Source organism: Bradyrhizobium sp. Ken01 (genome assembly GCF_055807355.1).
In genome coordinates this window covers 49,109-59,493 of record NZ_JBVVPC010000048.1, presented here as the reverse complement: position 1 = coordinate 59,493, position 10,385 = coordinate 49,109, and the positions used below count along the sequence as shown (strand labels likewise).

Annotated in this window: 12 protein-coding genes; 6 read left to right on the top strand and 6 right to left on the bottom strand. The window is 64.4% G+C overall.

The features are described 5' to 3' along the window. Positions 1 to 87: 87 nt before the first annotated feature. Both coaE and dnaQ read left to right on the top strand, forming a co-directional pair. Positions 88 to 687 carry a dephospho-CoA kinase gene (gene coaE, locus AC0L3S_RS32270; RefSeq protein WP_473283701.1) on the top strand — a complete coding sequence of 200 codons (600 nt, stop codon included), beginning with the start codon at positions 88 to 90 and terminating at the stop codon, positions 685 to 687. 28 nt (positions 688 to 715) lie between these two features. Beyond that, entirely contained in the window at positions 716 to 1,432 is a 717-nt protein-coding gene (gene dnaQ, locus AC0L3S_RS32265) for a DNA polymerase III subunit epsilon (RefSeq protein WP_473283699.1), read from the top strand. Here the strand turns inward: dnaQ and secB are convergent. Then, on the bottom strand, positions 1,429 to 1,911 hold the full coding sequence (gene secB / locus AC0L3S_RS32260; RefSeq protein ID WP_473283696.1) for a protein-export chaperone SecB: 483 nt from the start codon (positions 1,909 to 1,911) through the stop codon (positions 1,429 to 1,431). The two genes, dnaQ and secB, sit on opposite strands and share 4 nt — an antisense overlap. Positions 1,912 to 2,326: 415 nt before the next feature. Here secB and AC0L3S_RS32255 point away from each other — a divergent pair, with 415 nt between their 5' ends. Genes AC0L3S_RS32255 through AC0L3S_RS32245 form a run of 3 tightly spaced genes read left to right on the top strand, consistent with a single transcriptional unit; the run spans position 2,327 to position 5,113 of the window. Continuing rightward, positions 2,327 to 3,022, top strand: a complete 696-nt coding sequence (locus AC0L3S_RS32255) for a Tim44/TimA family putative adaptor protein (RefSeq protein ID WP_027566245.1) — start codon at positions 2,327 to 2,329, stop codon at positions 3,020 to 3,022. Next, positions 3,000 to 4,526: a murein transglycosylase A gene (gene mltA, locus AC0L3S_RS32250; protein ID WP_473264290.1), complete on the top strand. Its 1,527-nt coding sequence runs from the start codon at positions 3,000 to 3,002 to the stop codon at positions 4,524 to 4,526. The genes AC0L3S_RS32255 and mltA overlap by 23 nt, the downstream gene beginning before the upstream one ends. After that, positions 4,523 to 5,113, top strand: a complete 591-nt coding sequence (locus AC0L3S_RS32245; protein WP_473264291.1) for a Smr/MutS family protein — start codon at positions 4,523 to 4,525, stop codon at positions 5,111 to 5,113. The genes mltA and AC0L3S_RS32245 overlap by 4 nt, the downstream gene beginning before the upstream one ends. 51 nt (positions 5,114 to 5,164) lie before the next feature. On the opposite strand, the gene AC0L3S_RS32240 is transcribed toward AC0L3S_RS32245, so the two are convergent. From AC0L3S_RS32240 to hslV, 5 genes are all read right to left on the bottom strand, one after another. Further along, a complete protein-coding gene (locus tag AC0L3S_RS32240) occupies positions 5,165 to 6,289 on the bottom strand; it encodes a hypothetical protein (protein ID WP_473283693.1) in 1,125 nt (374 codons plus the stop codon). Positions 6,290 to 6,318: 29 nt separating this feature from the next. After that, the gene (gene hslU, locus AC0L3S_RS32235) at positions 6,319 to 7,623 is read right to left on the bottom strand and encodes an ATP-dependent protease ATPase subunit HslU (RefSeq protein ID WP_473283691.1); all 1,305 of its coding nucleotides are present in this window, start codon (positions 7,621 to 7,623) and stop codon (positions 6,319 to 6,321) included. A gap of 52 nt (positions 7,624 to 7,675) precedes the next feature. After that, the gene (locus AC0L3S_RS32230; protein ID WP_275168973.1) at positions 7,676 to 8,293 is read right to left on the bottom strand and encodes a DUF2585 domain-containing protein; all 618 of its coding nucleotides are present in this window, start codon (positions 8,291 to 8,293) and stop codon (positions 7,676 to 7,678) included. Beyond that, positions 8,290 to 8,775 (bottom strand): GNAT family N-acetyltransferase, encoded by a 486-nt coding sequence (locus AC0L3S_RS32225; RefSeq protein ID WP_473283689.1) that lies wholly within the window; start codon positions 8,773 to 8,775, stop codon positions 8,290 to 8,292. The genes AC0L3S_RS32230 and AC0L3S_RS32225 overlap by 4 nt, the downstream gene beginning before the upstream one ends. Positions 8,776 to 8,991: 216 nt before the next feature. Beyond that, entirely contained in the window at positions 8,992 to 9,552 is a 561-nt protein-coding gene (hslV, locus tag AC0L3S_RS32220) for an ATP-dependent protease subunit HslV (RefSeq protein WP_473264296.1), read from the bottom strand. Positions 9,553 to 9,743: 191 nt separating this feature from the next. Between hslV and hisB the strand changes: the two genes are divergently transcribed. Continuing rightward, positions 9,744 to 10,337 (top strand): imidazoleglycerol-phosphate dehydratase HisB, encoded by a 594-nt coding sequence (hisB, locus tag AC0L3S_RS32215; protein WP_456766931.1) that lies wholly within the window; start codon positions 9,744 to 9,746, stop codon positions 10,335 to 10,337. Positions 10,338 to 10,385: the final 48 nt, after the last annotated feature.

Genomic DNA, 10,385 nt, shown 5'->3' with positions numbered 1-10,385 from the left:
TCTCGGCTTGCCGTTGCTGCCGCTGCTTGCGTTCCTGCGGCGCGAGCGGCTAGTTGCAGTGTAATTGGCAGAGATGGCTGGGCGCTGATGCGGATCCTGGGACTGACCGGCTCGATCGGGATGGGCAAATCCACCACCGCGAAATTATTCGCGGAGGCCGGCGTCCCCGTCTACGATGCCGATGCGGCCGTCCATCAGCTCTATGAGGGCGAGGCTGCGCCCGCGATCGAGGCCGCGTTCCCCGGCACCACCGCGAACGGCAAGGTCGATCGGCCAAAACTGTCGGCGCGTGTGGTGCACGATGCCGCCGCCATCAAGCAGCTCGAGCAGATCGTCCATCCGATGCTCGGCGCTTCCCGGAGAAAATTCTTCGCCGACGCAGAAGCCACCAACGCGCCGGTCGTGGTGCTGGACATTCCACTGCTGTTCGAGACGGGCGGCGAGACGCGGGTCGACGCCGTGGTCGTCGTCACCACGTCTCCGGAACTGCAGCGCGAGCGGGTGCTGGCGCGCGGCACGATGGACGAGGCCAAGCTCGACGCCATCATCGCCAAGCAGACACCCGACGCGGACAAGCGCAAGCGTGCTGATTTTGTGGTGGATACGTCGCATGGACTCGAGCCGGTGCGCGCCCAAATCGCGCACATCCTGGCCGAGGTCGTTAAGATGCCGCAGCGGCGCGCCTGATTCGCCGCCTGACACGGCTTCTTGGATCATGCGCGAAATCGTTCTCGACACCGAAACCACCGGCCTCGATCCGCTGCGGGGAGACCGCCTGGTCGAAATCGGCTGCGTCGAGATGCTCAATCGCATGCCGACGGGGCAGAGTTTCCACGTCTACATCAATCCGGAAAGGGACATGCCGGCAGAAGCCTTTGCGGTGCACGGGCTGTCGGCCGAGTTCCTGGCGACGAAGCAGCTGTTCCGCGAGGTCGTCGACGATTTTCTGGAGTTCATCGGCGACGCGCCGCTGGTGATCCACAATGCCTCGTTCGACATCAGCTTCATCAATGCCGAGCTCGACCGGATCAAGCGCCCGGGGATCCCGCGTGAGCGGCTGGTCGATACGCTGCTGCTGGCACGGCGCAAGCATCCCGGCGTATCTAACCGGCTCGACGATCTCTGCTCGCGCTATGCGATCGACAATTCACGCCGCACCAAGCACGGCGCATTGCTCGACGCTGAGTTGCTTGCGGAAGTCTATGTGGATCTCGTCGGCGCGCGGCAATCGCAGCTGCTGCTCGCTTCGGAATCCGAAGAGACTCGCGCCAATGGGGCTGCCGATGCGCCACGGCGGCAGCGGCCAGCGCCGCTCGCGCCGCGAATCTCAGACGCCGAGCGCGAGGCCCACCGGGCCTTCATCGCGACGCTCGGCGACAAGGCGATCTGGAACGAGTTCTTGCCCGCTCCAGCTGTCGCTTCGGCTGGTTAGGCCTGGCCGCTCGGCTGAGCGGCCATTTGCCGCTCCATGTTCTGCCGATAGAGGCCGACGAAGTCGACCGGGTCCAGCATCAAGGGCGGGAACCCGCCGTCGCGCACGGCAGTAGCGATGATCTCACGGGCGAACGGGAACAGCAGGCGCGGGCATTCGATCATGACCAGCGGATGCAAATTGTCCTTCGGCACGTTGGCGATGCGGAACACGCCGGCATAAGCGAGCTCGAACGAGAACATGATCTTGCCGGCGGTCTCGGCCTTGCCCTCGACCGACAGCGTGACCTCGAACTCCTGTTCGCTCAGGTTGTTGGCGCTGACATTGATCTGGATGTTGATCTGCGGCGGTTGGCTCTGCTGCTGGAGCGAGCTGGGCGCATTCGGATTTTCGAACGAGAGGTCCTTGGTATATTGCGCCAGGACGTTGAGCTGGGGAGCCTGGGCCGCCTCGGGAGGGGTGCCGTTACCGTTGGTCATAAGAGTGTCTCCTTACCCGATTGGGGCTGAATTTCGCGGCGGTTGGCTAACATAGGGCTACCTCGTTCCACAAGGACGAACGGTCCCGGATGGGGAATTCCGGCCACGCCCACAACTATGGCGTTCACCCCGTCGATCCCGCGTAACCGCGGCTTAAACGATTGAAGATGCGCGATTTCCGGTCAGGATCGGGTTTCCCCTTAAGCATAAAACGCGCTACACTCGGTGCTGTGCCAAAAGGCGCCATTGGCCGGGCAAGATTTCGTGCCTACATCCCACGGACCTGACGCGCGGACCCGAAATGGTGATGTAGACTTGGCGTTCCGGTATGGAACGGTCTACTGGCCGGATCGATTTTCCCGGCACGATCCTTCGAGACGGCCCCTTCTACAGACGACCAGAAAGCGAATACGACGTGGACATCTACACCATCATCTTCCTGGCGCTTGCGGTCTTCATCTTTCTGAGGCTGCGCAGTGTGCTGGGGCAGCGCACCGGTAACGAGCGGCCGCCGTTCGACCGCAACGCGCTCCAGGGTGCCCAGGACAAGAACGTCGTCACCATGCCGGGCAAGGTCATCGACCAGGCCCCCTTGGCGCCGACGGCCGAGCCGACCCCGCCCTCCGACCGCTGGAAGGGCCTGACCGAGCCGGGCACCGTGCTCGCCCAAGGTCTCGACTCCATTGTCGAAAAGGATTCCACCTTCGATCCGCGCCATTTCATCTCCGGCGCCCGCGGCGCCTATGAGATGATCGTGCTGGCCTTTGCCAATGGCGACCGCCGCGCGCTGCGCGACCTGCTGTCGTCGGAGGTCTATGAGAGCTTCGATGCCGCCATCAAGGAGCGCGAGAAGAACGAGCAGAAGACCGAGACGCGCTTTGTCTCGATCGACAAGGCCGAGCTCGTCGGCGCCGAGCTGCGCGACCGCACGGCCCAGCTCACGATCCGCTTCGTCTCGCAGATGATCTCAGCCACGCGGGACAAGGCCGGCAACATCGTCGACGGCAGCGCCGACACGGTCGCCGACATCACCGACATCTGGACTTTCGCCCGCGACATCACCTCTCGCGATCCGAACTGGAAGCTGGTTGGCACCGGAAGCGCGAATTAAGGCTTTCCTGAAGACCTGCGCGACGGCGCTTTGCGCAGGTGCCGTCGCGCTGTCGTCGTTTTCACTCGGTGCCGAGGCGGCGCGGCGCCACTATCGCAGCCATCACCATCATCTTCCGGAATTGCCCGCCGCGCCGCCGCGGGCCTTGCCGTATCCGCAGCTCCCCCTGCCGCTCGAAATTCCCGGCGCGCAATATCTGCCGCTGGCCTGGGCCGATGTGAAGGGCTGGGGCGACGACAATCATCTCGCCGCCTACAAGACCTTTCGCGCGAGCTGCCGGCCGATCAGCGCGCAGACCGGCGCGCCCGAACCGAAGGCTTTGGGCGCGTCGCTGGGCGAACCCTGCCGGGTCGCCAAATCGCTCGAGCTTACCGACGATGCCAGGGCCAAGATCTTCTTCGAGGAGAATTTCGCGCCGCTGCGGATCTCGCGCCTCGGCGAGCCCGACGGTTTCGTCACCGGCTATTACGAGCCGGTGCTGGAGGGATCGCGCACGCAGACCGAGGTCTACAACGTCCCGGTCTATCGCCGCCCCTCCAACCTGTTCGTGCGCGGCTACAAGCAGGATTCGGTCAGCCTGCCCAACAAGGGCCCGGTCTATCGCAAGATCGGCCGCCGCAAGCTCGTGCCCTATTACGACCGCGCCGAGATCGAGGACGGCAAGATCGCCGGCCGCGGACTCGAGATTGCCTGGCTGAAGGACCCGACCGATCTGCTGTTCGCCCAGATCCAGGGCTCGGCGCGGATCAAGTTCGACGACGGCGGCACGGTCCGGCTCAACTACGACGCCTATAACGGCTATCCCTACACCGCCGTCGGTCGCATCCTGATCGAGCGCGGCATCATTCCGAAGGAAGAGATGTCGATGCAGAGGATCAGGGAGTGGATGGCGCAGACACCTGACGGCGCCAAGGAGCTGCGGCGCCAGAACCGCTCCTACATCTTCTTCCGCGAGGTCAATCTGTCCGACAAGGAAGAGGCGGTCGGTGCGCAGGGCATTCCGCTGACGGCCGGCCGCTCGATCGCGGTGGACAAATCGCTGCACGTCTACGGCACTCCGTTTTTCATCGAAGGCGAGCTGCCGATCGATTCCGATCGGTCGAAGACGCCATTCCATCGCTTGATGATCGCGCAGGATACCGGCTCGGCCATCATCGGGCCCGCGCGCGCCGATCTCTATTTCGGCGCGGGTCAGGAGGCCGGCCGCGTCTCCGGGCGGCTGCGCCATGCCATGCATTTCGTGATGCTGGTGCCGAAGGGCCTCGATCCCACCACGCGCGGCGCGCGGCTCCCTGTGCCGGATCCGCGGCCGTCGGAGAGAATTGCAAAGCTGTTTCCGCAAACCGAGCCTGCGAAGACCGCTGCTCCTGCCGGAGCTGTCGCGCCGAACAAGACTGACACGGTCGCTATCGCCGGCCCGGTGCCGCTGCCGGCGCCGCGTCCCGTGATAGAACCTGTCCGCGAACCGCGCAGGCACCCGAAGAGTCGTTCCCACCAGCAATGAAGCGATCGTCCCGTCCGCCCGTGCTGGAGCCTCGTCCCTCGCCGCGCCGTCGCGCGCTGAGCGAGGAAGAGCGCGCGCTGTGGGATACGGTCGCAAAGCAGGTCAAGCCGCTGAGGAAGCCTCGTGCGGCGAAGGCGCAAGCTGCGCCGCGCGCCGAGCCTTCCCCCGCAGCGCCCGCCACGCGGCCTGCGTCATCGCCACGTCCGATTGCCGCCGTCCCGGCACCGCGTGCAGCGAAACCCGCCGTGCCGCCGCTTGCGCCGCTCGGCAAACGCGAGCGCACAAAGCTGTCGCGCGGGCGCAGCGAGATCGAGGCGCGGCTCGATCTGCACGGCATGACCCAGATGCGTGCCCATCGCGCGCTGACCGGCTTCCTGCACCGCGCCCATCATGACGGCCTGACGTTCGTGCTCGTGATCACCGGCAAGGGCCGAAGCGGCGGCGAGAGCGGCGTGCTGCGCCGTCAGGTGCCGGAATGGCTGAGCCTGCCGGAATTCCGCGCCTTCGTCGTGGGGTTCGAAGAGGCCGGCATCGGCCATGGCGGCGAGGGCGCGCTTTACGTGCGGATCAGGCGGGCTAGATATTAGCCGCGGGGCTCGCTCCAACCTCTCCCGCGAGCGGGAGAGGGAGCGCATCGTCTAAAACGGTCGCACGATCCCTACGCGCGGGATCAGCGTGAGGACCAAACCGAAAATATTCGCGCTGCGGTCTTCCGCCGGAATCAACGGCGTCTCGTGAGCGGTGGGCAGCATCTTCACCGCGTGCAGGATCAGGAACATGCAGACCGCCCAGTTCGAGATCCAGCGCGAATAGTCGAAGATCATCGCGAACATCACGAGACAGGCGAGGCTGACGCCGGCGAGCGCCGCGACCACGAGACGGCGATGTGTGTCGTTGGCGAGCGCGCCGATCAAATTCGCAAAATAGCGCCACAGCGGAGTGTGCAGCCAGATCAACAGCACGAACACGGGGACGCCCAGGATGTTGTGCGGCAGGCGGCCCCAGGTGTCGGAAATCTCCTGCGCCAGCGGCTGATACCAGATGTAGGCGAACTGCAGCAGGTCGGTCCGCGACGGATCGACCATCCGGCTCTTCAGATAGGCGACGAAATCCGCCTCCGGGATCGGCATCGTTCCCAAAAACTGCGCCGTGAAGAACAGCGTGGAAACGGCAAGCAGGGCGATGATGCCGAACGCGACATTGGTGCGATCGCAGCCGTGCGTCAGATAATGCCTGATCACGACGATGGTGATGATGGTCGGCACATACATCAGGAGATGGATGTGGTGGATCAGGACGAGAACGATCGAGAACAGCGCAGCCAGCGCCACGAACAGCAGCGAGCCGGCGGGCACCAACAGCAGGACGATCGCCAGCGCGCAGCCATAGATGTCGAAATGGCCGAGCGTGTGCATGAAGTTCTTGAGGAAGAACGGCGAGCCCGCGATGAAGACGAACAGCGGCAATGTCTTCACGGTGAAGCCGAACGTCTTCTCGAATAGTCTTACATAAAGACCGAGCGTCACCAGCCATGCCGCGCCGCCGAGCGCGAACACTAGCCATAGCGGCACCTTGTCGGTGAACAGCGCGACGATCGCCCCGATCAACGCGCGCTTGATGAAGCCGAAATGATAGTCGACGAGGAGGTGGATGTAGGGGACGTAAGGCGGCAGCTGGATCTTGTGAACGAAGACGCCGACCATGATTGCCGCGTTGATCGCGAGCAGGAGACGCCAGGGGTTTTGCAGGATGCGTGCGGTCACGCCGCATCCATAGCGCGGGCCGCCCGGATTTACAAAATGAACCGGCTCAGATCCGCGTTCTTGGCGAGGTCGCCGACGTGCTTCTGCACGAAATCGGCGTCGACCCTGACGGTCTCGCCGCTGCGGTCGGGGGCGGTGAAGGAGATCTCGTCGAGCACCCGCTCCATCACCGTCTGCAGCCGCCGCGCGCCGATGTTCTCGACGGTGGAATTCACGGCCACCGCAACGTCGGCAAGCGCGTCGATGGCGTTGTCGGTGATGTCGAGCGTGACGCCCTCGGTCTGCATCAACGCGACATATTGCTTGATCAGCGAAGCCTCCGGCTCGGTCAGGATGCGGCGCATGTCGTCGCGGGTCAGCGCCTGCAGCTCGACGCGGATCGGCAGGCGGCCCTGCAGTTCCGGCAACAAATCGGACGGTTTGGCGACGTGGAAGGCGCCGGAGGCAATGAACAGGATGTGGTCGGTCTTCACCGCGCCGTGCTTGGTCGAGACGGTGGTGCCCTCGATCAGCGGAAGCAGGTCGCGCTGCACGCCCTCGCGCGAGACGTCGCCGCCGGCGCGGCCCTCGCGGGCGCAGATCTTGTCGATCTCGTCCAGGAACACGATGCCGTTGTTCTCGACCGCACTGATCGCCTCCATCGTCAACTGATCGCTGTCGAGCAGCTTGTCGGATTCCTCGTTGACGAGGATCTCGTGCGAGCTCTCCACCGTCAGCCGCCGCGTCTTGCTGCGTCCACCGAGCTTGCCGAAGATGTCGCCGATCGAAACCGCGCCCATCTGCGCGCCTGGCATGCCCGGGATCTCGAACATCGGAAAGCCGCTGCCGCCGCCTTGCGTCTCGACCTCGATTTCCTTGTCGTTGAGCTCGCCCGCGCGCAGCTTCTTGCGGAAGGAGTCCCGCGTCGCGGCGCTGGAATTGGCACCGACCAGGGCGTCGAGCACGCGCTCCTCGGCGGCGAGCTGCGCGCGTGCCTGCACGTCCTTCCGCTTGCGCTCGCGGACCTGAGAAATCGCGACCTCGACGAGATCGCGCACGATCTGCTCGACGTCGCGGCCGACATAGCCGACCTCGGTGAATTTCGTCGCCTCGACCTTCAGGAACGGCGCGTTGGCGAGCTTGGCGAGCCGCCGCGCGATCTCGGTCTTGCCGACGCCGGTGGGGCCGATCATCAAAATGTTCTTCGGCAGCACCTCTTCGCGCAAGGAACCTTCGAGCTGTTGCCGCCGCCAGCGGTTGCGCAACGCGATCGAGACGGCGCGCTTGGCATCGGCCTGGCCGACGATGAAACGGTCGAGTTCGGAAACGATTTCGCGGGGAGAAAAGTCTGTCATGGGACCTTAGCTAGGATCAGATGCGGGGCGGGACAAGCCGCTTTTTTTGCCGTCAGATGATCGGCGGGCCCGATTGCCATTGTTTCACGGCCTCGATCGGATGGATCAGCATCAGGATATTGAGCGTCAGATTGTCGCGAATATGGAGCGCCAGCATGATTTCGAAGGCGAGCCCGAGCAGGACGGTCACCGATACAGGCAGCAGGCGCGCGGCGAGGAAGCCCAGCATCATGGACAAATTGTCAGAAACCGAATTGACGATGCTGTCGCCGAAATAATCCAGCGAGATCGTGCCGGCGCGGTAGCGTTCGATGATGAACGGCGAGTTCTCGACGATCTCCCAGGCGCCTTCGATCAGCATCGCGACGATCAGGCGCGCCGGCCAGGACAGAGACACGAATGGCAGGCGTGCGAACAGCAGCCAGGTCAGTCCGTAGAACAGGAAGCCGTGCAGGATGTGCGAGAAGGTGTACCAGTCGGCGATGTGCTGCGAATTTTCCGAGCTGTTCACCACGCCATGCCACAGCTTGACATAGCCGCAAGTGCAGATCGGCACCCGGCCCATCGCAAGCAGGATCGAGGCCTGCATCGCCAGCAGCAGCAGCGCGATGCCGACCCAGGCGAGCGGTGGAAACGCGGCCCTGCTCTCATGCGTGGTTGCCAGCGTCATGGTTCGCGCACCATCAGGAGTGCCGGCCCGTCAGGCGTCTCGACCATGCGGTCGCGGACAAAGCCGGCTTTCTCATAGGCACGCACGGCACGGGCATTGAGCGGATCGGGGTCAGTGACGATGCGGGGCAGGCCCTGATGCAGCTGCGCGTCGGCGAATTGGCGGATGAATGCCGAGCCGTGCCCGCGCCCGATCATGTCGCTTTCGCCGATGAATTGATCGATGCCACGGGTGCCCTCCGGTTGCGGCCCAAGACCCGTATTCCAGGCGGTCAGGCGGTAGCATTGAAGATAGCCGAACGGCTTGCCGCCGGCCAACACGATGAACTGGTCCATTGCGGGCTCGTCGAGATCGCCGCTCACGAGCGCGAACTGCTCGTCCGGATCGCCCCACCAGTCCCGCACATGTGCTTCGCCCAGCCATCGCCGGATCAGCGGCAGGTCAGCCGCGGTCATCGAGCGGAAGGTGTAGGCGGACGTCATGAGTTCGGCCGATAGTAACGCTCTCTCCGTTCCTTCCCCCCTTGTGGGGGAGGGGCAGGGAGAGGGGTGCCACACGGGGACTCTTTCCGTCGCGCGCCCGCGCTCGTTGTATCATCCGGCACTTTTTCCTGGGCTACCCCCCTCCCTAGCCCTCCCCCACAAGGGGGGAGGGAACGCACCTTGTCGGAACGTTGGCCCGAGTCCAACCCCACAGCCCTAGCCGGCCGCCAGCGCTTCGACGGTCACATTGCGGTTGGTGTAGACGCAGATGTCGGCGGCGATGTCGAGGGAGCGGCGGACGATGGTCTCGGCGTCCTTGTCGGTGTCGAGCAGGGCGCGGGCGGCCGCCAGTGCGTAATTCCCGCCGGAGCCGATCGCCATCACGCCGGCTTCGGGCTCCAACACGTCGCCGGTGCCTGTCAGCACCAGGGAAACGTCCTTGTCGGCCACGATCATCATGGCCTCCAGCCGTCGCAAATAACGATCGGTGCGCCAGTCCTTGGCGAGCTCGACCGCGGCCCGGGTCAATTGCCCCGGATATTGCTCGAGCTTGGCTTCCAGACGCTCGAACAGCGTGAAGGCATCGGCGGTGGCGCCGGCAAAGCCGCCGATGACGTCGCCCTTGCCGAGTTTCCGGACCTTCCTGGCGTTGGACTTGATCACGGTCTGGCCGATCGAGACTTGGCCGTCGCCGCCGACCACCACCGTGCCGCCCTTTCGGACCGTCAAAATCGTGGTGCCGTGCCAGACCGGCGAGCTGTTCTGGGAAGCCTGCATGAATGATCCTCGTTGTCCGGGCTGATTTAGGCGGTCGGGAGCGGGGGCACAACGGGCCGCTCCGGGACCAATTTCGCTCACCATAGGCAGAAGTAGAGGCCCGGCCAGCCGTTCCCGCAGTAGCGAAGGCGTCATTTGGCTGTTAAAAGACCGGCGTTTTCGGCCCCGAACGAGGATGAAAGCCAGTTTTGATGCGCACCGCGACGATCAAGCGCAAGACCAAGGAAACCGACATCGAGGTCACCGTGAACCTCGATGGCACCGGTGTGTCCAATATCGCGACCGGTATCGGCTTTTTCGACCATATGCTCGATCTCCTCGCCCGCCATTCCCGCATCGACCTCACGGTCAAGGCGGTCGGCGATCTGCACATCGATCATCACCATACTACCGAAGACACCGGCATCGCGCTCGGCCAGGCCGTCAAGCAGGCGCTCGGCAACATGGCGGGCATCACCCGCTATGCCGGCGTGCACATGCCCATGGACGAGACGCTGTCGCGCGTGGTCATCGACATCTCGGGCCGCCCCGTCCTGGTGTTCAAGGTCGACTTCCCCCGCGACAAGATCGGCGAGTTCGACACCGAGCTGGTGCGCGAATGGTTCCAGGCCTTCGCCATGAACGCCGGCGTGACTCTTCACGTCGAGACCCTATATGGCGATAACAGTCACCATATCGCCGAGTCCTGCTTCAAGGGTCTGGCGCGGGCGCTGCGGACGGCGGTCGCGATCGACCCGAAGGCGGTGGGCGAAATCCCGTCCACCAAGGGCTCGCTCGGCGGCTGACATCTTCGGCCCGCGGCCCGCGCCGCTTGCGGTATCACTGAATTCTTG